Below are 23,522 nucleotides of genomic sequence, written 5' to 3'. Positions count from 1 at the left end.
CCTTTTTGGGGCTTATTTTGTGCTTGGGGCCTTTGTGACCCCTATATTTGGTTAGTGCCTGCTCAGGTTAGCGTTTTCCTACCCGAAGCACCTCCCATTGTAGCTCTATTCCGCTGTGTTTGAGAACCCTTTTCCGCACCAGCTCGCCCAAATCTTCCAGTTCTGCGGCGGTTGCACCACCAGTGTTGATCAAGAAGTTGGGATGCTTCTCGCTCATCTGCGCGCCACCCAAGCTGTGGCCGCGCAAACCTGCCTCGTCGATGACCTTCCACGCTTTCAGCTCATGCGTATCGTCATCGCGCCCCGTTGAGGAAAATCCGGCAGGATTGCGAAACGTACTGCCAGCCGTGCGATCCTTGGTGGGCTGCGTGGCGTCGCGCTTGGCGAGTTGGTCCACCATGCGTTGATGCAGCATCTCGGGATCGCCTTTTGGCGCCTCAAGGATGACCTCTACAATCACCATACCGTCTGGCAGATTGGAGGAGCGGTAGCCGAAATGCAGATCATCCGCAGACAGCGTTACCGTTTCGCCGTCGCGCGTGATCGCCGTCGCCTCCACGAACACATCCGCAATGTAGGAGCCGTAGCAGCCCGCGTTCATCCGCACCGCGCCGCCAATGGCACCCGGAATGGTGCGCAGGAATGTCAGATCAAGGCCTTGGTCGGCGGCCTTGCGCGCCACATGGGCGTCGAGCATCGCAGGCCCCACAGTGATGCGTGTGCCGTCAAATTCAATCCCGTTAAAGCCGCGTCCAAGCCGGATCACAACCGCATCAAGCCCGCCGTCCCGAACAATCAGGTTGGAGCCGACACCCATGGGAAAGACCTCGATCGCGGGATTTAGATCACGCAGGAATGCTGTCAAATCCTGCACATCTGCGGGTTGAAAAAGCGCTGTCGCGGGGCCGCCGACGCGCAACCAAGTGAGGTCCGCCAGAGGGCGATCAAGCGTCAGGGTGCCGCGGGTTTGGGGGAAATCTGTCATGGCATCGGTGCTAAATGCGAGGGGGTGTTTGGGCAAGGGGAAACGGGGATTTATGGTGTATGACTTACGTATGACACATGTATGATTTGTGTCGGAGGTTTTGTGTGAATGTGGCGGGGATTGGACTGCCAACTCGCAACCGCCCCCACACATTGGCCGCGGCTGGCCTATAAGCCGAGATCGGTGGGACGCATGCCATTAACCGTGAAACGAGGACAAACCCGATAGTACGAGATGATTGTCTCCGCGCCCGATGTGAAAACCGTAAAAACCGTGGTCCCGTCCGAAACTAGAACTGTTTTAAACAACTTCCCGCCATATTCGGATGATGTGCAAGGACAGGGTTGGGGGCGTGTAAATGGGAATGTATTAATGTCAGAGACCACAACATCTGAATTACAAACTATGACATTCGTGATCGAGGGCGACGTCAACGTCCAGGTCACGATTACAGAGCTGGCCTCAGGTGATCTGCAGTTCGACTTGCTCGTATTGGACGACACAGGATCAATCGGTGATTTGAACGGGTTGTTCTTTGACCTTGCCGATCCATCCTTGTTGGACGGACTGGTCGCTGACGGCGGAGACGTCTCGAACCAATCCTACGCCGAAGGCGATGTCTACAACTTGGGCGGCGGCGTGAATGTCAAAGGCGAGCTGACACAAGACGAAGGCTTCGATGCGGGCATCCGCCTTGGCTCGTCCGGCATGGCGAAAGACGACATCCAAGAGACGTCCTTCACCTTGTCGCATGAGAGCACCGACTTGATGCTGGAAGACTTTTACGGGGCCGACTTTGCGGTTCGCTTAACATCTGTTGGCGAAGAAGACGGCTCGCGTGACGGGTCGCTGAAGCTGGGCGGGACTGCACCTGATGCACCTGACGAGCCGGTAGACGATCCGTTTGATCCGGAAAATCAGACGGACGATCCGGTGGATGATCCCGAGGATGACCCGACAGATGACGTACCACCCATCGAAGACGATCCGTTCGGCAATGATCCGGTCGATAATGACGATCCGGTGACAGATGTCGACCCGGAGCAGCCAAATGATCCGGTCGATGAGCCTGACACCGACGTGCCGCCGATTGAAGATGATCCGTTCGGCAACGATCCCGTTGATAACGGCGATCCAGTCACTGATTTTGACCCAGAGCAGAATTTCGACCTGGTTGAAGAGCCTGTCGGCGAAGAAGAGCCACCGGTTGAAGACAATCAGGGCGATGACAGCCAAGGCGACGAAATCTTGATGCCGGACGACCCATTTGGCGAATTGGCGATGGATATGCCCGAGGAAGACTTCGAAGATGACCAAGTTGAAGACGAGTTTGATCCTTACGCGCTCGGTTAAACTGACACGATACTCAAATGAAACAGGCGCAAGAGATTGCGCCTGTTTCTTTATGTGAGGATGGGACTTGGAAGCGGCCAAGCCCATTGGCACGGCGCTTTAGTCACGGAGTTGGCGTGTGAGGCTTAGGGCCGATTACTCGGCTGGCGGGGCGGCTTTGTTTTTCACCCAGCGGCCCAGATAGCGGACGGGCCAGCGCAGGATGGACACGCCTGCGGCCAGACAGATCAGCCCGATCCATGGGCCGTTTTCGTAGGTGACCCAGCCCAGCAGCGGCACGCCAATAGCGATCAGCGCGTAGGCACGGCGCCAGTGATTGTCGCGCGAGGGCAGCATCGCCAGCAGATTTGCCGCGATAAGCCACACGAATGCCGCGATCAAAGACATGCTCATCCCACCACTACCTGACACCTAACCGTTTGTTGTTCGACTGCCCTCAGGATGACGCGGGCGGAAGCGAGATGAAAGTCAGTCATTTCCCACCTTTGCCTTCCAACCGCGCCGGAAGCCCGTTGGCCCAAGCGCTGATCGTGCCTGCGCCGAGACACACGACCATGTCGCCCTCGCGGGCTTGCTCGCGGACCAGCCGTTCCAGATCATCCTCATCAATCACTGCGCGTGCATGGCGATGGCCGTGACGCAGCAGACCTGCGACCAGATCATCGCGGGAGGCGCCCTCGATCGGGTCCTCCCCCGCCGCGAACACCTCTGCGATGCCCACAACATCTGCGTCGTTGAAGCAGGAACAGAAGTCGTCAAACAGCGAATGGAGCCGCGAATACCGGTGGGGCTGGTGGATCGCGATCACGCGGCCCTCGGTTGCCTGACGCGCAGCTTTCAGCACAGCGGCGATTTCAACCGGGTGGTGACCGTAGTCGTCAATGATCGTCACGCCGTTGACTTCGCCGACCTTCGTGAAGCGACGGTTCACACCGCCGAAGCTGGCAAGCGCTGCTTTGATTTCTTCGGCCTTCATCCCCAGATGGCGGGCCACTGCGACAGCCGACAGCGCATTCGAGACGTTGTGATCGCCGGGCATCGGCAAGGAGCAGCCTTTGATCACCATATCTTCGTTTTGCAACGCGATGTCGAAATGGGCGACGCCTGCCTTGTAGCTCAGGTTGATCGCCCGCACGTCGGCTTGGGCGTTGAAGCCGAAAGTCACCACGCGGCGGTCAGTGATCTTGCCAACCAGCGCTTGGACTTCGGGGTGATCGGTACAACAGACGGCCAGACCGTAGAACGGGATGTTGGACACAAAATCCAGAAACCCCTGACGCAGCGTGTCGAAGTCACCCCAATGCTCCATATGCTCCGGGTCGATATTGGTGACGATGCCGATGGTGGCAGGCAGGCGATTGAATGTGCCGTCACTCTCGTCGGCCTCGACCACCATCCACTCCCCCTTGCCCATGCGCGCGTTGGAGCCGTAGGCGTGGATGATGCCGCCATTGATCACAGTCGGGTCGATGCCGCCCGCGTCCAGCAAGGCCGCAACCATCGTCGTCGTCGTAGTTTTTCCGTGGGTGCCTGCAACGGCGATGTTGGATTTGAGGCGCATCAGCTCGGCCAGCATCTCGGCGCGGCGCACAACCGGCAAGCCTGTGAGGCGGGCGTGATCTAACTCTGGATTGCCGGCTTTAATCGCGGAGGAAATCACCACGACATCGGCGTTTTCCAAGTTCTCAGCGCGTTGACCCTCAAAGATTGTGGCCCCGAGTTCGGCCAGACGGTCGGTGATCTTGGACGTCTTCATGTCGGAGCCTTGAACAGTATACCCAAGGTTCAAAAGCACCTCTGCGATGCCGGACATGCCAATGCCGCCGATCCCCACAAAGTGGATGGCGCCAAGTTCTAACGGGAGTTTTGTTGCTGCTGCGTTCATGTGCTCTTCTTTGCGAGAGTTTCTACGATTTCGACCAGCCGTTCCGTCGCGTCAGGGCGAGAAACCGACAAGGCTGCCTGAACCATGCGGAGCGCCCCGTCGGGATTGCTCAGAATGCTCTCAATATTGGCGGCGAGCGTGTCGGCAGTCAGTTGGCTTTCAGGGATCATGATGGCTGCCCCGGCTTCAACCAAGCCGCGCGCATTGGCGGTTTGGTGATCCGCAGTCGCTGCGGCAAAGGGGACAAGAATAGACGGGCGCCCGATTACAGAGATATCAGCGACGGAGGATGCGCCGGAGCGGGAGATCACCAACTGCGCCTCGGCAAAGCGGCTGGGCACATCTTGGAAGAACGGCTGCACCTCGGCATCGATGCCTGCCTGCGCATAGGTCGCGGCGGCCATCTCGGCATCTTCGTCGCGGGCCTGATGGGCGACGCGCAGGTGCGATTTCATGGGTTCCGGCAATGCGGCGATTGCACTTGGAACAACTTGGCTCAGGATACGCGCGCCCTGGCTGCCGCCGATCACCACAATGCTCATCGGGTAATCACCTGGATTGATGTAGCCCGCCGAAGCGCGTTCCAGTACCGCGCCGCGCACCGGGTTGCCAGTGTATGCACCTTCAACGCCTTCAGGCAGCGCAGTTGGCCAAGTGCCACAAGCGACGGTGTTCACGCGTTTGGCGAAGAGTTGGTTCACGCGGCCTAGCACGCCGTTCTGTTCGTGGATGGCGCGGGGTAGCTTCATCAGATAGGCCGCCGATATCGCCGGAAAGCTGGGATAGCCTCCGAAGCCTACGACCACGGACGGGCGATCCTTGCGGAACCCCATCACTGCGGACAACACGCCTGCGGCCAACTTGAATGGGGCCGAGAGTTTTCCAGCAATTCCGCCACGCGCGAAGGTCGCGGATTTAAGCTGCTCGATCTCGACCGAATGCGGGAAGCCGCCAGTGTAGCGCGCGCCACGTGCATCGGTAGACAGTTTCACGCGCCAGCCACGGACCAGCATCGCCTCGGCCAGCGCTTGCGCGGGGAACATGTGCCCGCCCGTGCCGCCCGCAGCAATAACCAGAAGTGGCGCGCCGGACATTCTAGACCCTCCGGTGCTTGAGTAGGATGTCACGCATCTCGCCCTGTGGACGTTGGCGCGTAAAAGCCAGCAGCATCCCAAGGGCGATACCCCCGGCGATCAAAGACGAGCCGCCATTGGAAACGAAAGGCAACGTCATGCCTTTGGCGGGGAGCAACCGAACGGCAACGCCCATATTGATAACCGCCTGCATAGCGAACATGGCCACGAGGCCGGTCCCTGCGAGGCGGATGAACGGGTCGCGCTCTTTCATCAGACGGTGCAGGCAGCGGACAGAGAAAATTGCATAGAGGGCGATAATCGCCAGAACCATGACGAGACCATATTCCTCGGCAGCAACGGCGATGATGAAGTCGGTATGCGCATCAGGCAAAGACCATTTCACGGCCCCCTCCCCGACGCCGACACCGAAATAGCCGCCCTCGCGAATTGCGTTGGTGGCGTAGCCAAGCTGCGTGGTTGGATCGACCTCGGCGCTCAGAAAGCCGTCAATGCGGCGCGCGAAGTGTTCGGATAGCGAATAGGCGGTGACGCCCGCAAAGACAACGGCGCCAGCCATCCCCAGCAGCAAGATCATCGGGGCACCGGCGACGAAATACACAACTCCCCAGCCGAACAAGACCAGACAGGCCTGCCCGAAATCAGGTTGCATCGCGAGGAAGCCGACAACAATCAGCGTCAGGATAAATGAATAGAACTTGCCCGGAGGGCCATTGATTTCCTGACTACCTGCGATCAGCCACGCAGAGGTGACGATAAAGACAGGCTTGAGAAACTCGGACGGCTGAACAGACGCAAAGCCGAGGGAATACCATCGCGTCGCGCCCTTGCCGAAATCCGTTCCCAAGACGGGCAACAGCATCAAGGCGATCAGCATGACGACGAAAAACAAGGTCGCAAGGCGACGCACGAGATGGGTCGACATCATTGATACGGCAATCATCGTGCACATCGCAACGCAGCCAAAGAAGGCCTGACGCGACACATAATGGAAGGGATCAAGGCCGTTTTTTTCGGCCAAGGGTGGCGACGCGGCAAGCCCCAAGAGCAACCCGATCCCAAACAACGCAAAGACGCAGGTCATCGACCAACGATCCAACGTACGCCACCATTTGGGTAAAATTGGCTCGCCCGGATGTACCAGAGCGGTGCCATACACCATCTCAGTCATGAGAATTACCGCCTTAACTGCCTCAAACGCCCGATTTTTCGGGTCTATTCGCGAACTCTAACGCCAAATCGCCGTGCAATCCAGCCTCTAGTTTATGGAAATTGGGGGGGAAATCTGGGCTTAGCGCACGAAATCAGCGCGGATACGCCTACAATTGGCTTAGGCAGGCGCATCTGGCGACGACACGCCAATGAAGCCACCGGATTGGCGGGCCCAAAGCGTCGTGTAGAGCTGTCCCGCCGCCAAGAGCTCCTGATGAGTGCCGTTTTCCACAATCCGGCCTTCTTCGATCACCACGATCCGATCCATTTCGGCGATAGTTGACAGGCGGTGGGCAATGGCAATCACCGTCTTATCGCGCATGACATGTTGCAATGCGGTTTGAATTTCGGCCTCGACCTCGCTGTCGAGTGCGCTTGTTGCTTCGTCCAAGATCAGGATCGGCGCGTCCTTCAGGATCACTCGCGCGAGCGCGACGCGCTGGCGCTGCCCCCCTGACAGCTTGACGCCGCGTTCTCCGACATGCGCGTCGTAGCCGGTGCGGCCTTGGCTGTCTTGTAGGTCACAGATGAAGTCATGGGCGCGCGCCTCGCGGGCTGCGGCCTCCATCTGCTCTTGGGTGACCCCCGCCTGCCCTAAAGTGATATTGTCACGAACCGACCTATTCAAAAGCGCGGCCTGCTGGCTGACCATCCCGATCACGCGGCGCAGGCTTTGCTGGTCCACATCGCGAATGTCCTGACCGTCAATGGCAATCCGCCCGCTTTCTGGATCGTAGAAGCGCAGGATCAGGTTCACCAGCGTGGACTTGCCCGCTCCGGATGGGCCAACCAGCCCGACCTTCTCCCCCGGCCCGATGGAAAGATCGATCCCGGCAAGGCCACCCCTGCCCTTGCCGTAATGATGCTTCGCGCCCTCGATGGTAATTTCGCCCGACTTGATCTTTAGGTCTGCGGCGTCGGCTGCGAAGGGAATGGTGAGCGGCTGACTGATCGAACGCAAAGCTTCACGCACCGAGCCGACCTGCTCGAATATCGACCAGATGGCTTCCGACACCCAGTCCGCCATTGTGGTGATCCGGAAGCTCATCGCGACTGCCGCGCTGACCAAGCCGATCGTGGCTTCGCCATGCGACCAAAGCCAGACGCCGTAGCCGACGAAGCCTGCGATAATCACCCCTTCCAGCCAGACCGTTATGGTGCGCATCCCGACGCTGATCTGGCGCGACAAGAACAACGTCTCGCGGGTGTCTTCGAGGGATTTGAAGTGGTCAGCCTCAATATCTTCGCGACGGGCGAACAGACTGATCGTGTCGAAGTTCGAAAACACGTCTACCACCCCCCCGAGCAGAGCGGACTTGGAGGCCATGAAGGTCTCCATCGATCGCACGACACGCGGAATGATCAGCACCATCAGCGTGACGTAGAGCGCCAGCCAGACAAAAAGGGGTATCGCCAGCCGAATATCGATTCCCGCCATGAAGGTGACGATGCCCACCATATAGACGAGGCCAAAAGCGACGGCGTTCAGCGAATGGAAGATCACGTTGGTGGCGTAGTTGCCCATCAGGACAAGACGCGAGGCGGTGCGACCGGCCAAATCCTCCTGAAACCAGCCCACGGATTGCTTTGTCAGGTGATCATAGGCGCGCCAGCGAAACAGGTTGGCGGCGTTGCATTGTAAACCGATGTCATTCACAGAATGGCGGGCGAACTGCCCCAGCGGCCGGATCAGGATGACCATCATCGCTGCGCCAATCAGGCTCCAGCTGTGTTGTTGCCAGATTTCAGCCGGCTCCGTGTCGGCCAACATGTCAATCAACCGGCCCGCATAGCTGATTAGCCAGACTTCGATGCTTGCCGCCAGCACCGTGACGATCAGGCTCAGGGCAAGCACCCAACGCAGCGGATAAAGATGCGAACGGATATAGGGCCAAACTGTTGAAGGGGGCGGCGCACCAGACCCGTGGACGTAAGGGTCGGCTAGGCTGAGCGCCAAGCGTGTGAGCCAGTCATAGAGTTTGAACATCGATCACCCCTACCCTTTCCTTTGTCCGCACTCTGCATTTCGTTTTATGGCGTATATACATTGTCCCGCGTCAATTCGTTGAGCAGTTGCTCACCTGCCAGAAACCTCCGGTGGTTTTCTGCAATCAAATCGACAGCCCTGTCGTCTCGGTCGGGTTCGCGTGCCGAGGTGTGTGGCGTGACAATGACATTCGGCATCTGCCAGAACGGACTTTCTGCGGGCAGTGGCTCAGTCACAAAGACGTCCAGACCGGCGCCCGCAATCTGACCCGTTTGCAGCGCATGAATTAATGCTGGCTCGTCGACAACTGCACCACGGGCGACGTTCACCAGATGCGCGGTGGGTTTCATCTGCGCGAGTTCCTCTGCCCCGATCATGTTGTGGCTTTCATTGGTTAGAGGCACGGCCAAGACGACATAGTCACATTGCGCCAACATGCTTTTGAGGCTGTCGCCCCTGACCTGACTGTAAAGCTCGTGGACGCCTTGCGGTGCGGCTTCGTCGCTACGACGATATCCCAGAACGTGCATCCCCATTGCATCGCAGCGCACCGCCAGCGCTTTGCCAATATGACCCAACCCCACGATCCCTACCGACTGCTTGTAGAGACTACGTAAATGCTGCCGCCCCGCCTTTTCCCAAGAGGATTTGCGTTGCGCCTCAAAGAGGTCCTTTGAGCGGTAGGCCAACGAAAGCATGAAGAACAATGCGTGCTCCGCAAGCGCTTCCACCGAATAACCAGCCGAGCTCGACAACCGAATGCCACGGTCGAGAATGACTGGACTCGCGACGCGGTCCATCCCTGAATGGGTGATGTGAACCCATTTCAGGCGGCTACCGCGGATGTCCTCGGCGGGCAGCAATTCCTGCAAAACCGCGACTTCTGCGTGCTCGAGGGCCTGCCGAAGTGCCTCTGGATTGCCGGGGGTGATGCGAGTGACCTTAGCGTCGCCAAACACCTCGCACATCCGCGCATAGAGCGGGGCTTCGTATTCCACATTGGTTACGACGTCAGAAATCTGGGGTGGACGCGACATTGAAATCTCCGATTTCGTCTTGGCTCCTGATCAGTAGTTCCAGAGCGTTCCGTCTTCCAATCGAACGACTGGGTGGCTGCCGGGTTTGTAGCTGTAACGCGCAGCCTCGTTTTCGTCGAAGTCGACGCCCAAGCCCGGCGCATCGCTGACGTAGACCATGCCGTTTTCCATCCGATGATCCGATGGGAACAACGCGTCACATTCGGGCGTGCCCAGCACCAGATATTCCTGAATGCCGAAGTTGGGGGCCCAAGCATTCAGATGGGCCTGCGCCGCCATACACAGGGGCGAGTGGCTTGGAGCGCCATGAAACCCTGTGCGCACGCTATGAAGACCCGCCAGATCGACGATGCGTTTGACGGGGGTGATGCCGCCCGCATAGGTGACCGCGACGCGGATGAAGTCGATCAGTTCGTTCTCGATCAATTTGTTGCAGTCCCAGATCGAATTGAACACTTCGCCTATGGCGATGGGCACGGTGGAGTGTTGGCGCAGGAACCGCAGCGCGTCCTGATCTTCGGCTGGTGTTGGATCCTCAAGCCAATACAGGCCAACTGGCTCGACGGCTTTGGCAAACTCAGCGGCCTCGCGTGGCAGCAGACGGTGATGGACATCGTGCAAAATCCGAAGATCTGGGCCGAACCGGTCGCGAATTTGCGCCAGCGCGCCCGGCATGTATCGCATGTATCGGTCGGTGTCCCAGACCTCGACCTTGGGACGGATGCCAGAGAAGTCGGTGATGTAGTTCTGACCACCGCCTTTTTGCTCGGGCACTGCGTAGCTGGCGGTTGGCATGCCGGGGATGCCGCATTGTACCCTGACGGCTTTGTAGCCCTGCTCGACATAGAACGAGATCGAGTCCATCAGGTCTTCCAGATCGGCCCCTGTGGCATGGGCGTAGACCATCGCACCGTCACGGCTTTTGCCGCCGAACAGTTGATAGAGCGGCATGTTGGCGAGCTTGCCCTTGATGTCCCACAGCGCCATGTCGATGGCCCCGAATGCCGCCATGGCGATTGGGCCACGCCGGAAATAGGCCCCGCGATAGAGAAATTGCCAGATGTCTTCGCTGTTGCGCGGGTCCATCCCGATGAGGTTCGGGATCAGGTAGTCTTGCAAATATGCGGCGGGCAATGTTTCGCGATTATTGAGAGTGGCGTCGCCTAGACCGTAGACACCCTGATCGGTCATGATCTTCAGCGTGACATAATTCTTGCCGGGGCCGCCAACAAAGACTTTCGCGTCTGTGATCTTCATGGGTGAGTTCTCCGATTTGGTGGCGGGCGTCTGGTCTCAGTCTCTCTAAGGCAGCTCGGTCCAGTTGTCGTTCTTTCGGATTACGTCGATGAGCTGCTGGTACTCGCTCCCTTCCTTGAAAGTCGGGTAAGGGTCCACCTCTTCGCCTTGGATGTCCTTTACGAATTCGCGTGCGAGATAGTGCCAGCATTGCTGTGTCTCGCCAGCAATCTTCGGAACCGCTGCGGCGATGTTGTGCGGTAGAGGTTGCTCTTCCCACGCCTTGCTCGCGCTCCAAAGATACAGCTGCCCGCTGCCATAGTGACCTTTGATGTAGATCGCGCCCTTCGTGCCGTAAAAGACGATGTGATCCTCGTGAAAGCGCGGCACCAGCCCGCCATGCTTGAACAGCACAGACACCGGCTTTTCGGCGAATGGGCTCTGCATCTGTGTGAGCACCGTGTAAGACCACTCAACATTGCTCTGCCCCCATTTCAGGGCCGGATCACTGAGATCTTTGGGAATGAAATCACGCCGCGTGGTGAAGTTGTGCACGCCTTCAACGATAGGGGCGCGGCCGAGGTCATCGCGCACCTCTCCAATGACCCTGAGGATCTTGTCTCCGACCACGGAGGCCACGATCGAGAGCGTATGGGTGAAGTTGTTATTAAGACGGCCGCCGCCGTCTTCTTTGCGGTGAGACCAGCCGAACGGGATCTCCCGCTCTAGGTTGAAATGCGAAATGCACTCGACCTCGACAGGTTCTCCGATAGCGCCTTCGGCCACCAATTGTTTGGCATGCAACACGCTGGGCGCATAACGGAAGCTTGCGGCATAGGCCGTCTTGACGCCGTTGCGCTGCGCAAGCTGATAGAGTTCTGCCGCCGTGTCACCGCTATCGGTCATTGGCTTGTCGCAGAACACATGGCAGCCGTATTCAATGGCTTGTTTGATGGGCTCGTAATGCGCGCCGCCCGGCGTAGCAATCGAGACGATGTCGGGCTGGCAGCTTGTCAGTGCGTCTTGCCAGTTGGTGCCCGCGTCGGGGATCGCCATTTTGGTGGCCACTTCGCTGACAACGCTTTGAGTGCGACCGACAATTCCGACAACATTGGCGCCTGCACCGCGAAACGCTTCGGCATGACCCTGCCCTGCAAAACCAGTCCCTGCAATCAAGACGTTCAACTTGGGACTCATCCGCTCCTCCAAGGCCTTGGACTACTAGTATACTAATTTAGCAATCATGCTAGTCAATAGAGATGATACGGGTCAGTTTCGATACTCCCGTGAGGGTTAGAAATGGACTCACACGACGCAGAATGTCAGGATTATGATGCGACGGTCGCATATTTTTGGAGATTACGATGAGCTATATTCAAGGACTTCTCATTCCTGTTCCGCTGAAGAACAAGGACGCCTATTGCACAATGGCAGAGCTCGCCGCGCCGATATTCAAAGACTACGGCGCGATCAGGATCGTCGAAGCGTGGGGAGACGATGTTCCGGACGGCAAAGTGACCGACTTCAAACGGGCGGTTAAGGCAGAGGCCGATGAAACGGTCGTGTTCTCCTGGATTGAGTGGCCGGACAAGCAAACCTACGAAACCGCCGCGAAAAAGATGGAAACTGACCCGCGTTGGGCAGAAATGCCTGACATGCCGTTTGATGGGAAACGCATGATGTGGGCCGGGTTCGCGCCGATACTGGACACGAAGAGCTAGTCCACGAATTAAACCGCAATCTGCCCGACGAAATTGAACCTGCGTTCTTCGGAAGCGACGCAGTGATCGACGCTCGTCGCTATTGGGGCCAGTAAGCTCGTGCCGCCCAAGTTTTGAGAATGGCCCAGGCTGTGCTACGATTCCTCTACTAAAGGGGGATTGCGATGAGATGTCATTTTAGAACCTGCCTTGTCAGCATCGGACTCTTGGTTTTGAGTGCCTGCTCCGAGCCGGGAATTCCGACGATTGCGAAAGTCAGCACGAAAAAATTACCGGACGGCAAGATTACAATCGAAGGTACCGAATACCGGCTTAAACGCGCCATTGCTTTGAATGGCCGCAAAAAGGGAGAAGAGGTTTGGGCCATCGTCGTCACCGGCGAGACCTATTCCTGTACAACAGCCACGCAAGCCGGCTGCGAGTTTACTTTGGTTAGAGCGAAGAAAAAGCAACGCGCCGAACGCGACATGGGATATTGAACGCCTAGCGCTCAATCAGGTTACAGCGACTTAACCTGAGCGATAAAGTCATCGCCGCGTTTTTCGAAGCTGTCATACTGGTCGAAACTCGCCGCGGCGGGAGCCAGCAGGACTGTATCGCCTTTCTGGGCATCAGCGGCGGCGCGGGCAACGGCAGTGGCCATGTCGGTACATACCTCATGGGGCAGATCGCCCAATTGCATGGCGAAACTCGCAGCCTCGCGGCCGATGACATAGGCTTTGGTTACGCCGCCCAAGTGGGGCAGCAGGCCGCCCAAGCCGCCTTCTTTTTCAAGGCCGCCGCAGATCCAGCGGATGTTGCTGAACGCCTGCAACGCCTTGGCGGCGCTGTCGACATTGGTGGCCTTGCTGTCGTTGACGAATTTCACCCCGTCCTTCTCGCCCACCAGCTGGGAGCGATGTGGCAAGCCGCCGAAGCTATGGAACGCGGCCTCGATCACCCGTGGGGCAAGGCCTACAGTGCGGCAAGCGGCATAGGCAGCACAGGCGTTCTGGTGGTTATGTGCCCCCGGAAGCCCTGCAACTCCGCGCAGATCAATCGACGCCATTTGCTTGCCTTTGCGCCATTCCGCAAGAAATCCCTTCTTGGCAAACACATTCCAGCCGTCACCCGCAAGCTTACGCCCGCTTGAAATACGGATCACGCGATCATCGATGGCGCTGCCAGCCATCTGGTTGGCCAAATACTGCCCTTCATCCTCGTCCACGCCGATGACGCAGCGGTCGGGACCGCCCTCGGAGAACAGCCGGCGTTTGGCTGCGAAATACCCGCCCATGCCATGGTGGCGATCCAGATGGTCGGGTGACAGGTTGGTAAATACAGCCACATCAGGCGTAAGCGCCCGCGCAAGATCGGTTTGGTAGCTGGACAGCTCCAGCACGACAACTTCACCGTCGATTGCCGGATCCATGTCCAGCACACCGCGACCGATATTGCCCGCAAGCTGGGTGGGGCGTTGGGCGTGCGTCAAAATGTGGTGGATCAGAGCGGAGGTCGTGGATTTGCCGTTCGATCCGGTTACGGCAATGATCTTCGGGATACGCTCGAAGTTGTCCCATTCAGACGTGGCGAAGGAGCGGAAAAACAATGAGATGTCGTTGTCCACCGCGACGCCCGCGTCCCATGCGGCGCGGACCACCTTGTTGGGTTCGGGATAAAGATGCGGAATACCGGGCGAAACGATGAGTGTTGCTACCCCATCAAATGCGCCGCCTTTGGCAAGCTCGCGGGTGGTAAATCCTTCGGCTGTTGCCGCGTCACGGGCCTTTTCGTTGTCATCCCAAACAACCACATCGGCCCCGCCTTCGCGCAGCGCACGGGCAGCGGACAGGCCGGAGCGACCAAGCCCCAGAACGGCGACTGTTGCACCGGAATAGCCTTGAACCGGTATCATTGAGCTGTCCCCTGAAGATTGGCCGTGTCGTAATACGGACCGTTGAAGTCCAACTCTAGCGAGAAGGCGCAAGGCTGGTCCACGATGCCTTTCAACCCTGCCGACAAATCCGACAGCAGCGCGGTCATGAAATCCGCATCACGATGTGCCTTGGGCAGCAAAGTGATGTTGATGATGACATGGGTGTGTTGGAAATCGTCGACCTTGAAGGCGCGGGCTTTCACCGCGCCTGCCCCACTATCGTGGTTGGCAATCGTGCTTTCGATCAGCCCCATCATGGCTTGGGTATCAAGCGTCATGTCGGAGCTGTATTTGATCTCGGCATGGGGCATTTTATGTCTGTCCTAGGTTAGCGAACTTTCAGGGTCGCCAAGCCGATCATCGCGAGGATCAGCGAGATGATCCAGAAGCGGATCACGATCTGCGGCTCTGCCCAGCCCTTTTTCTCAAAGTGGTGGTGGATCGGGGCCATCAGGAAGACCCGCTTGCCGGTCTTTTTGAAGTAGAGAACTTGGATGATGACCGAGAGGGTTTCGACCACGAACAGACCGCCGACGATGCCCATGACCAGCTCGTGCTTGGTCAAAACTGCGATGGTGCCAAGCGCGCCGCCCAAGGCAAGAGAGCCAGTGTCGCCCATGAAGACCGCCGCCGGGGGCGCGTTGTACCAAAGGAAACCAAGCCCGCCACCGATGAGACCTGCCATAAAGATCAACAACTCTCCGGTGCCAGGGACGTAGTGCAAGCCCAGATATTCGGTAAAGTCGACGCGGCCCACGGCGTAGGCGATCACGCCCAACGTTGCGGCGGCGATCATCACAGGCATGATGGCGAGGCCATCCAGACCGTCGGTCAGGTTCACGGAATTGGCCGCCCCCACGATCACGAACATCGCGAAGGGGATGAACATGAAACCAAGATTGACCAGCGTGTCCTTGAAAACGGGCAGCGCCAGTTGGTTTACCAACGCGTCAGGGTGCATGATCGTCGCGAAATAGCCCGCGATGCCTGCAATAATGAAGCCTATAATCAGGCGGATGCGGGCAGACAGACCTGCGTGAGAGTTTGATGTCACCTTTGCGTAGTCATCGACGAAGCCGATTGCGCCGAAGCCCATCGTCACAGCGAGAACGATCCAGACAAAGCCATTATCCAGCCGCGCCCAGAGCAGCGTCGACAAGATCAAAGCCCCGAGGATCAGGACCCCGCCCATAGTCGGCGTGCCCTGCTTGGTGATCAGGTGGCTTTCGGGCCCGTCATCACGGATTGGCTGGCCATTACGCTGCTTGCGTTTGAGCAAATTGATCAGCGGGCGGCCAAAAAGGAATCCGAAAATCAGCGCTGTGAAGAATGCTCCCCCCGCCCGAAAAGTGATGTAGCGAAACAGGTTAAAGAAATCGCCGCCATCTGAGAACGCGGTGAGCCAATACAACATCTAGCGGTGTCCCTCTTAGTTATCGGCTACGGATTGACCCAAATTTGTGATGGCGTCAACGATCAGTGCCATTTTCATCGACAAAGATCCCTTTGCCATGACCACATCCCCTGCCCGAACCAGCGCCAAGGGGCTGCCTGCAAGCTCGGCACTTGTGGCGGCCCAAAGGCCCTGTTTGGCTTCCGGCAACGCCTCGTAAAGGTGGCGCATCAGGGGGCCGACGCAATGAACTTGCTGGATCTCTGCCATGGCAGGGTGGGTGGCAAAGCCCGCATGCAGTGCGTCTTGCGTCTCGCCCAACTCCTTCATGTCACCGAGAATCGCGACACGACGGCCCGCAGCGGCGGGTGGCGTGGCTGAGGCGAGCACATCAAGCGCTGCCCCGACAGAAGCCGGATTGGCGTTGTATGCGTCATCGAACAAATCAATTCCTTGTTCGGGCATCGCGGCGTCGAGATGGATAAACCGGCGCTGGCCGCGGCCTGAAGGCGGGGCCCAGTCACTAAGCGCGACCGCAGCACGGCCCAAATCAGCACCCGCCGCATGCGCCGCAGCCAAACAGGCCAGCCCGTTCATTGCGAAATGCCGCCCCGGCGCGCCGAGTTTGAACAGCAATATATCACCGGCGTGGCTGGCGCGGCATACGGTCGACGCATCGCCGGACGTCGCCTCGAGTAGTCGCCAGTCCGCCCTTTCAGTCTCGCCAAAGGTTTGGCAATTATGCGGGGCCAAGCTGCGCAGAAGATCGCTGGTGGGCAGGTCTGCGTTGATGATGGCAACCCCGCCGCGTTCTAGGCCGTCGAATATGGCGGCCTTCTCGCGGGCGATATCTTCGACCGAGGCGAAGGCTTCCAGATGCGCGGGGGCGACGATCGTGATCATCGCCACATGCGGGCGTGCCATTTTGGCCAGCGGAGAGATTTCGCCGGGATGGTTCATGCCGATTTCGATCACCGCGAAGTCGCTATTCTTGGGCATCCTCGCAAGCGTCAGAGGCACGCCCCAATGGTTGTTATAGCTTTTCTCTGCCGCATGAACTTCGCCTTGGCCGGTCAGCGCGGTGCGCAACATCTCTTTGGTCGAGGTTTTTCCGACGGACCCCGTGACGCCGATCACCTTCGCCTTGGTCCGCGCGCGCGCCGCATGGCCCAGAGCCTCTAGACCCGACAAAACATCGTCGACAACAAGCAGAGGTGCGTCGGCAGGCACGCCGTCGGGGATGCGGGACACCAGCGCGCAGGCAGCACCGTTCGCAAGGGCCTGTGCCACGAAATCATGCCCGTCGCGCACGTCTTTGAGGGCCACGAACATGTCGCCCGCCTCCAATGTCCGCGTGTCGATGGAGACGCCGTTGGCCTGCCATGCAACGGCAGATGTTCCTCCGGTCGCGTCAACTGCGTCTTCAGATGTCCAGAGTGTCATAACCGCCCCTCCAGCGCGGCGACTGCTACGCTTGCTTGTTCTACATCGTCAAAAGGCAAGACATCGTCGCCCACCGTCTGGCCTGTCTCATGACCTTTGCCCGCAATCAAAAGCGTGTCACCTGGCCCAAGCGCGTCCACGCCGCGCAGGATGGCTTCTGCGCGGTCGCCCACTTCGGTCGCACTTGGGACCGCCTCCATGATTGCGGCGCGTATGGAGGCGGGATCTTCGGAGCGCGGGTTGTCGTCGGTCACGAAAACCACATCGGCGTTGTCACGCGCGGCGGCCCCCATCAACGGGCGTTTGCCAGTGTCGCGGTCGCCCCCTGCTCCGAAGACCACCACAAGGCGGCCCATCACGTGCGGTCGCATGGCCTTGAGAGCGGTGGCCAGCGCGTCAGGCGTGTGGGCATAATCGACGAAGACCGCAGCGCCATTGGAGCGGGTCGCAGCCTTCTGCATTCGGCCGCGTACTGTGGTCAGCATCGGCAGCGTTTGGAACACCTCGGCAGGCTTCGCGCCTGCGCCGATGGCTAAGCCAGCCGCGACCATCACGTTGGAGGCTTGGAAGCCGCCGATCAGGTCAAGGCGGGCTTGATGGACCTCGCCGCCGAAGGAAAAGCGCAGGTCCTGACCGGTTGCATCGAAGCGTTGACCAAGCAGTTGCAGATCGCAATTGTCAGTCGTGCCCACGCGCAGCAGGCGGTGCCCACGCTCGTTGGCAATGGCCGCCATGTCTGCACCCTTCGGGTCATCCATGTTGATCACCGCCACCCCGTCCTGCGCCAACACCCGGCGGAACAGACCCGCCTTGGCGTTGAAATAGTCTTGGAAGGTGGCGTGGTAGTCGAGGTGATCTTGGGTGAAGTTTGTGAAAGCGGCGGCGATCAGGTGGACACCATCAAGGCGGCGTTGCTCCAACCCGTGAGAAGACGCTTCCATCGCGGCATGGGTTACTCCGTGGCCCGCCATCTCGGCCAACAGCTTGTGAAGAGTGATCGGCTCCGGCGTGGTATGGGTCATGGGGGCGGTAAACACCCCCTCGACGCCTGCGGTGCCGAAGTTGACGGCCTCCAACCCAAGCTCCAGCCAGATTTGACGGGTAAAGCTGGCGACAGAGGTCTTCCCGTTGGTTCCTGTCACTGCGACCATGGTGCCTGGCTGCGCGCCATACCAAAGCGCGGCAGCGTAGGCCAAGGCCTGACGGGGGTCTTCGGTCACGATCAAAGCCGCATTCGAGGCGGCAAGCTCGTCCTCGGCAATTGCAGCGCCTACAGGGTCCGTCAGGATCGCACCTGCATCCATACGCAGAGCGTATTGGATGAACTCCGCACCGTGGAATTTGGTGCCCGGCAATGCGGCGAATAGGTGTCCAGGCTTAACGAAACGACTGTCCACGGACAGCCCTGTTACCTCGGCCTCCGCCCCACCTTGGGCGGTCAGCCCTAATTCATTCAGGCTTGCGCGTGTGCGTGCCATACTGCCCCCCGGGATTATCGCCCCGAAACCCAGCCTTCAGGGCCTATCGGGACGCCGTGTTTACGACTTCGCTCAATTCACCGCGATCAAGCTCTGGCCGCAAGCCCAAAAGGGGTGCTGTGCGACGGATCATTTCAGCGGCGACCGGAACAGCTGTCCACCCTGCGGTGCGACGTGGTTTATCGCCAGAATTTTCGGATGGCTCGTCAAGGGTAACGATCAGCACATATTTCGGATCGCTCATCGGGAAGGCGGACGCGAAAGTCGCGATGACCTTGTCTTTGTAGTAGCCGCCTTTTGGCTTGGGTTTGTCTGCGGTGCCTGTTTTACCGCCGACCTCATAGCCCGGGACGCGCGCGAACGATGCGGTCCCGCGCTCGACCACCGCGCGCAGCATGGAACGCGCCTGTGCAGAAGTCCGCTCGGAAATAACGCGAGGGCCTTTTTCAACGATTTGCTGCTTCAACAAGGTCGGTTTGACCAGTGTGCCACCGTTTACGATCGAAGAATACGCCGCAGCGAGGTGAAGCGGGCTGGCCGCCATACCGTGACCGTAGGACACCGTCATTGTGTGAATGTCGGCCCATTTGCTGGGCAGGAGCGGTTTCGCACCGGGGGCTTCAACCAACTCGACAGGAGTGGCCTCGAAAAAACCCAGAGATTTGAGGAACTCTTTCTGCCGCTTCGCGCCGATATCCAGCGCCATGCGCGCGGTGCCGATATTCGATGACTTCACGATGATATCCGTCACGCTCAGCTGCGCGCCGTAATTGTGGAAATCGCGAATCTTGAAGCGACCCTTTTGCATCGGGCCTTTGGTGTTGATCATGGTGGTGGGATTTACCAGACCAAGCTCAAGCGCTTGTGCCGCCGCGAAGATTTTGAAGGTCGAGCCAAGCTCATACACACCTTGCACCGCGCGGTTGAACAGTGGGCTGTCGGATGGGTCGCCCTTGATCAAACCATTGGGCCGCGTGTTCGGATCGAAATCAGGCAGGGAGATCATCGAGATGATTTCCCCTGTTTGCACGTCCATCAAAACACTGGTGGCGCCTTTGGCGTTCATCAGCTTCATTCCGCCCTCAAGCACCTGACGTGCTGCGGCTTGAATACTCATGTCCAACGACAGGCGCAGTGGTGCACCATCCATCGCCGGATCACGCAGGTAAGCGTCGAACGCTTTTTCAACGCCTGCAGTGCCAATCACTTCTGCGGAATGAACGCCTTCGCGCCCAAAGCTAGCTCCGCCAAGAATGTGCGCTGCAAGTCGCCCGTTTGGATACAAGCGCATCTCACGCGGGCCGAACAACAAGCCGGGGTCGCCGATATCGTGGACTGCCTGCATTTGCTCTGGGCTAAGTTTTTTCTTTATCCATAGGAACTTACGGGTTCCAGTGAAGTCTTTCTTGAGGCGCTCCAGATCAAGATCAGGGAAGATCGCCACCAGCTCGGATGCCGCGCGTTCCGGCTCGATCATCAAATGGGGCTGCGCATAAAGAGAGTTGGTGATCAGGTTGGTGGCCAACATGCGACCGTTGCGGTCCACGATGTCCGAGCGTTGCGCAACGATCTTTGCACCTGAGGTCGATGCACGAGGCTCCACCGCTTCGGAGGAGGCCAGAACTGTCATCCGTGCGCCAACAAGCGAGAATGCGATGACAAAGAAGACGCCAACAAACAGCAGGCGGCTTTCGGCGCGTTGGCGCATCTTATCACGCATTTCCTCGTGCCGGGCTCGGATGTTCTCACGCTCGATCCGGTCTGGGTTCTCGCCCTTCTGTCTTGCTTGCAGAATTCGCGCCAAGGGGCGCAGCGGGGTGCGGATCATGGGTACTGCTCTCCGTCCTCGGCAAGGTAATTGCCGCGCACATCTACGGCGCTGTTGATCTCGTTGATATCCAATTCAACTTCGGGCGCGGGGAATGTGACCTGAGCTACATCGCCGAACTGGTCCGGCGTGATCGGCAGCAGTTCCAGATCGGGGAAGTTCAAGTCAGCCAGATCGCGCAGCCGCTCGGGGCGGTTCAGATAAGCCCATTCAGCAGCAAGCACCGACAAGGTCTCACGGGAGGAGCCGATTTCGCGTTGCAGGCTCGATGCGGTTCGCAGCGCGTCTTGGGTTTCGTAGTTCTCGTAATAGGCCCAGTAGCCAAGCCCCATGACCGCGAGGGCCGATACCGAGTAAAGAAGTCCACGCATTACAAAAGCTCCTGTCCTGTCAATTTGGGCAAACCCAATCCGGTCCGCCCCTTGTCTGCTGCGGGGGCGTCAGTGCGCCGCCCTACTCTCAATTTGGCCGAACGGGAGCGCGGGTTGCGGGCCAATTCGTCCTTGTCAGCTGTCACCGCTTTGCGGGTGATCAGCTCGAATGTCGGGGCGTCTGCTGCTTGCTCTGGCGCGTAACGCGAGCCGCCACCGGTGCGTCCGGCGCGGGCTTGAAGGTATTTCTTCACAATGCGGTCTTCGAGCGAATGGAACGTCACGACAGCGAGTTCTCCGCCGGGTTTCAGAGCGCGTTCCGCAGCTTCCAACCCACTGATTAATTGTCCGAATTCATCATTCACCGCGATACGGATTGCCTGAAAGCTGCGGGTCGCCGGATGGCTTTGGCCGGGCTTACCTTTGGGCAAAACGCTTTCGATCACTTCAACCAGATTGGAGGTCGTATTGATGGGGCGCGCGGCGATGATCGCTTTGGCGATGCGGCGCGACGCGCGCTCTTCGCCGTATTGAAACAGGATGTCTGCCAGCAACGCCTCGGAACCGTCATTAACCAGATCGGCAGCACTGAGGCCGTCTTGTGCCATCCGCATATCCAACGGCCCGTCGCGAAGGAAGGAGAAGCCGCGTTCTGCCTGATCGAGCTGCATGGAGGAGACGCCGAGGTCCAGCACCACGCCATCGACTAGCTCGCCCGCAAGGGTGTCGAGTTCGGAGAATGTGCCGCGTTTCAGGATCAGGTCGGGATAGTCATCCGCCCAGCTTGCAGCCATCTCAAAGACTAGCGGATCGCGGTCGATTGCGATGACTTTTGCGCCTTTGTCCAGAAATGCCTTGGTGTAGCCGCCCGCGCCGAATGTGCCATCGACCCACACACCTTGCGGCGTGACGTTGTCTAGGATTGCATCAATGAGGACCGGCAGGTGCGGCGCATCAGGGTTTGTCTCACGCGGCACTTTGGTAGACATGGGCCTACTCCGCAGCAGATGGCTCTGGAGCCATCTCCAACAACTCGAGAGGATCGAAGTCCTCGCCCTGCTCGTCGAGCCACTCTTCGATGTCCGAGTTGCGATCATCGAACGCGTCCGGCGCCCAGATCTGGAACGTATCGCCCATCGCGACGAACTTCGCCTCATTGGTAATGCCGATTTTTTCGCGCAACTTTGCGGGCAGCACAAGGCGGCCCGTGTCGTCTGGTTGCGTCGGCAGGGATTGAGAGTTGAAGATGTGCTCTAGCGCGCGACGCGGCTTGGAGCCACGTGGCAGGCGAGCGATCTTCTCGTCGACTTCTTTGATGGCCTCTTGCGTGTAGGCCTCAAGGTAATTCTGGGATTTGCCGCCATACACGATAACGACGTTTGGGCTTAGGCCTTCGGTCCAGTCCGGGTCGGACGCTTCCAGAACGCGGCGAAACAGGGCTGGGATGGACACCCTGCCCTTGCTGTCCACCTTGTGGACGCTTTCACCTCTGAACCGTTGTGCCACTGTCCGCGTCACCCTTTTCCATTTTGGCCCTTAAACGGAAAACGGCAAGTTGATCTGCTGCCACTGATCAACTCGCCGCCCTCGTTCCCGTCTAGGGAGGTGTTTGACCCGCGCCACCTGGGGGGATGTCTGCTCGCGCAGGGTCAAACGTAGTTCAATGAAGATCGGTGCCTGTATGAAACCTTTTGGTCGCCTTGGGGTTCTTGATCGCCCCTTGTTTGTCGTTCCGTCCTCATCGTGAGAACTTTGTGCCATGGGAGAATATGGTAATCAATGGGTTTCTACGGGAAACAACGGGAACCTGTGTCCATGAGAAACCTACTAACTGTAGACAATAGGCGATTTTTAGCTCAATTGGTGATCGAGCTCGAAAACGCCACTACATGTAGTAGTGCAATTTTTTCCACTTTTTTCCCATAAATTCCCATGAAACTGCGGCTTAGACGGCAATTCCCATGCGGGGCCCATGAAATCCCATCCGAATCACCGCCTTTTGAGCCGATTTTGATTCGCGACGCAAGTTATCCACAGGCTAAAAGCCAAAAACCGCGCAAAACGGGTTCTGCGCGGTTTCCTGTCGGTTTGGCTCGTTTGGTGCCCTAGGGCTCCAGGACCAGATGCGGAATCCCGTCAGAGCGCTTGCCGACACTTCTGCCAAGCGAGTCCACAGTGGCGTTGATACGACTGCGGAACGACGAGAAACTTTCGAAGGTCACGACATCCACCGCCTCATCGAGATGTAGCGTGATGTGATACCGACCGCCGGTTCCCGCCGAGAGGGACAGGATGCGTCCCGAACAAGGTTGATCGAGATAGCGGCCCCGCACGAAATCTCCCACGGCCCAAGGGGGCCTGTGGTTTGAGATTGCATTCGCTCGGGCGGACAGGGTGTTCCAATCCCGCATTCCCATTTGCTGGGCCAAAAGCTCCAGTGACTGGGAATGCGACACCGGGGTATTCAAGACAGCCAGTTGCGTGCGCAACCGTTTGGCTTGGGCCTTCAGGTCTTCGACCGAAGGCAATGGGTCATGAGTGGTCATTTGATCACCTTATACAAGATGACGCGGTTTCGGCTTGA

At 58.6% G+C, this 23,522-nt stretch carries 22 protein-coding genes; 3 read left to right on the top strand and 19 right to left on the bottom strand.

Features of this window, described 5'->3' with window-relative positions; translation table 11 throughout:
* Nucleotides 1-67: 67 nt before the first annotated feature.
* A complete protein-coding gene (murB, locus tag BM352_RS08645) occupies nucleotides 68-985 on the bottom strand; it encodes a UDP-N-acetylmuramate dehydrogenase (RefSeq protein WP_090215358.1) in 918 nt (305 codons plus the stop codon).
* Between the two features lie 372 nt (nucleotides 986-1,357).
* Between murB and BM352_RS19225 the strand changes: the two genes are divergently transcribed.
* Nucleotides 1,358-2,338 (top strand): hypothetical protein, encoded by a 981-nt coding sequence (locus BM352_RS19225; protein WP_090215355.1) that lies wholly within the window; start codon nucleotides 1,358-1,360, stop codon nucleotides 2,336-2,338.
* Between the two features lie 135 nt (nucleotides 2,339-2,473).
* Here the strand turns inward: BM352_RS19225 and BM352_RS08635 are convergent, their stop codons facing one another.
* From BM352_RS08635 to BM352_RS08600, 8 genes are all read right to left on the bottom strand, one after another.
* On the bottom strand, nucleotides 2,474-2,731 hold the full coding sequence (locus BM352_RS08635) for a DUF2484 family protein (protein WP_090215352.1): 258 nt from the start codon (nucleotides 2,729-2,731) through the stop codon (nucleotides 2,474-2,476).
* Between the two features lie 79 nt (nucleotides 2,732-2,810).
* On the bottom strand, nucleotides 2,811-4,223 hold the full coding sequence (gene murC / locus BM352_RS08630) for a UDP-N-acetylmuramate--L-alanine ligase (RefSeq protein ID WP_090215347.1): 1,413 nt from the start codon (nucleotides 4,221-4,223) through the stop codon (nucleotides 2,811-2,813).
* Entirely contained in the window at nucleotides 4,220-5,317 is a 1,098-nt protein-coding gene (locus tag BM352_RS08625; RefSeq protein WP_090215344.1) for a UDP-N-acetylglucosamine--N-acetylmuramyl-(pentapeptide) pyrophosphoryl-undecaprenol N-acetylglucosamine transferase, read from the bottom strand. Before BM352_RS08625 ends, murC begins: the two co-directional genes overlap by 4 nt.
* Nucleotide 5,318: 1 nt before the next feature.
* On the bottom strand, nucleotides 5,319-6,488 hold the full coding sequence (locus tag BM352_RS08620) for an FtsW/RodA/SpoVE family cell cycle protein (RefSeq protein WP_090215340.1): 1,170 nt from the start codon (nucleotides 6,486-6,488) through the stop codon (nucleotides 5,319-5,321).
* 159 nt (nucleotides 6,489-6,647) lie between these two features.
* Complete coding sequence (locus BM352_RS08615) at nucleotides 6,648-8,516, bottom strand: ABC transporter ATP-binding protein (protein ID WP_090215337.1); 1,869 nt, start codon at nucleotides 8,514-8,516, stop codon at nucleotides 6,648-6,650.
* 44 nt (nucleotides 8,517-8,560) lie between these two features.
* Nucleotides 8,561-9,553 (bottom strand): D-2-hydroxyacid dehydrogenase, encoded by a 993-nt coding sequence (locus BM352_RS08610; protein WP_090215333.1) that lies wholly within the window; start codon nucleotides 9,551-9,553, stop codon nucleotides 8,561-8,563.
* Between the two features lie 30 nt (nucleotides 9,554-9,583).
* Nucleotides 9,584-10,810, bottom strand: coding sequence for a D-mannonate dehydratase ManD (gene manD / locus BM352_RS08605; RefSeq protein WP_090215330.1), 1,227 nt, complete (start codon nucleotides 10,808-10,810; stop codon nucleotides 9,584-9,586).
* A 45-nt stretch (nucleotides 10,811-10,855) separates the two neighbouring features.
* Nucleotides 10,856-11,986, bottom strand: a complete 1,131-nt coding sequence (locus tag BM352_RS08600; protein ID WP_090215325.1) for a Gfo/Idh/MocA family protein — start codon at nucleotides 11,984-11,986, stop codon at nucleotides 10,856-10,858.
* A gap of 167 nt (nucleotides 11,987-12,153) precedes the next feature.
* Between BM352_RS08600 and BM352_RS08595 the strand changes: the two genes are divergently transcribed.
* Entirely contained in the window at nucleotides 12,154-12,510 is a 357-nt protein-coding gene (locus BM352_RS08595; RefSeq protein ID WP_090215320.1) for a DUF1428 domain-containing protein, read from the top strand.
* Between the two features lie 206 nt (nucleotides 12,511-12,716).
* A complete protein-coding gene (locus tag BM352_RS08590) occupies nucleotides 12,717-12,989 on the top strand; it encodes a hypothetical protein (RefSeq protein ID WP_139229806.1) in 273 nt (90 codons plus the stop codon).
* 20 nt (nucleotides 12,990-13,009) lie between these two features.
* Here BM352_RS08590 and murD read toward each other — a convergent pair whose 3' ends face one another.
* From murD to BM352_RS08540, 10 genes are all read right to left on the bottom strand, one after another.
* Nucleotides 13,010-14,404, bottom strand: a complete 1,395-nt coding sequence (gene murD, locus BM352_RS08585; RefSeq protein ID WP_090215313.1) for a UDP-N-acetylmuramoyl-L-alanine--D-glutamate ligase — start codon at nucleotides 14,402-14,404, stop codon at nucleotides 13,010-13,012.
* A complete protein-coding gene (locus BM352_RS08580) occupies nucleotides 14,401-14,736 on the bottom strand; it encodes a hypothetical protein (protein WP_090215310.1) in 336 nt (111 codons plus the stop codon). Before BM352_RS08580 ends, murD begins: the two co-directional genes overlap by 4 nt.
* A 17-nt stretch (nucleotides 14,737-14,753) precedes the next feature.
* Nucleotides 14,754-15,839, bottom strand: a complete 1,086-nt coding sequence (gene mraY / locus BM352_RS08575; RefSeq protein ID WP_090215306.1) for a phospho-N-acetylmuramoyl-pentapeptide-transferase — start codon at nucleotides 15,837-15,839, stop codon at nucleotides 14,754-14,756.
* Between the two features lie 15 nt (nucleotides 15,840-15,854).
* The gene (locus BM352_RS08570) at nucleotides 15,855-17,261 is read right to left on the bottom strand and encodes a UDP-N-acetylmuramoyl-tripeptide--D-alanyl-D-alanine ligase (RefSeq protein ID WP_090215302.1); all 1,407 of its coding nucleotides are present in this window, start codon (nucleotides 17,259-17,261) and stop codon (nucleotides 15,855-15,857) included.
* Nucleotides 17,258-18,739, bottom strand: a complete 1,482-nt coding sequence (locus BM352_RS08565; protein ID WP_090215298.1) for a UDP-N-acetylmuramoyl-L-alanyl-D-glutamate--2,6-diaminopimelate ligase — start codon at nucleotides 18,737-18,739, stop codon at nucleotides 17,258-17,260. Before BM352_RS08565 ends, BM352_RS08570 begins: the two co-directional genes overlap by 4 nt.
* A 43-nt stretch (nucleotides 18,740-18,782) precedes the next feature.
* On the bottom strand, nucleotides 18,783-20,567 hold the full coding sequence (locus tag BM352_RS08560; protein WP_090215295.1) for a peptidoglycan D,D-transpeptidase FtsI family protein: 1,785 nt from the start codon (nucleotides 20,565-20,567) through the stop codon (nucleotides 18,783-18,785).
* Nucleotides 20,564-20,938: a cell division protein FtsL gene (gene ftsL / locus BM352_RS08555; RefSeq protein ID WP_090215292.1), complete on the bottom strand. Its 375-nt coding sequence runs from the start codon at nucleotides 20,936-20,938 to the stop codon at nucleotides 20,564-20,566. Before ftsL ends, BM352_RS08560 begins: the two co-directional genes overlap by 4 nt.
* Nucleotides 20,938-21,927: a 16S rRNA (cytosine(1402)-N(4))-methyltransferase RsmH gene (gene rsmH, locus BM352_RS08550; RefSeq protein WP_090215288.1), complete on the bottom strand. Its 990-nt coding sequence runs from the start codon at nucleotides 21,925-21,927 to the stop codon at nucleotides 20,938-20,940. Before rsmH ends, ftsL begins: the two co-directional genes overlap by 1 nt.
* Before the next feature lie 4 nt (nucleotides 21,928-21,931).
* A complete protein-coding gene (gene mraZ, locus BM352_RS08545) occupies nucleotides 21,932-22,444 on the bottom strand; it encodes a division/cell wall cluster transcriptional repressor MraZ (RefSeq protein WP_090215284.1) in 513 nt (170 codons plus the stop codon).
* 599 nt (nucleotides 22,445-23,043) lie between these two features.
* On the bottom strand, nucleotides 23,044-23,484 hold the full coding sequence (locus tag BM352_RS08540; RefSeq protein ID WP_090215281.1) for a glyoxalase superfamily protein: 441 nt from the start codon (nucleotides 23,482-23,484) through the stop codon (nucleotides 23,044-23,046).
* Nucleotides 23,485-23,522 lie beyond the last annotated feature (38 nt).

Source organism: Litoreibacter janthinus, assembly GCF_900111945.1.
Classification (GTDB): domain Bacteria; phylum Pseudomonadota; class Alphaproteobacteria; order Rhodobacterales; family Rhodobacteraceae; genus Litoreibacter; species Litoreibacter janthinus.
Note: the sequence above shows the minus strand (reverse complement) of the source record. Positions and strands in the feature narration are given on the sequence as shown.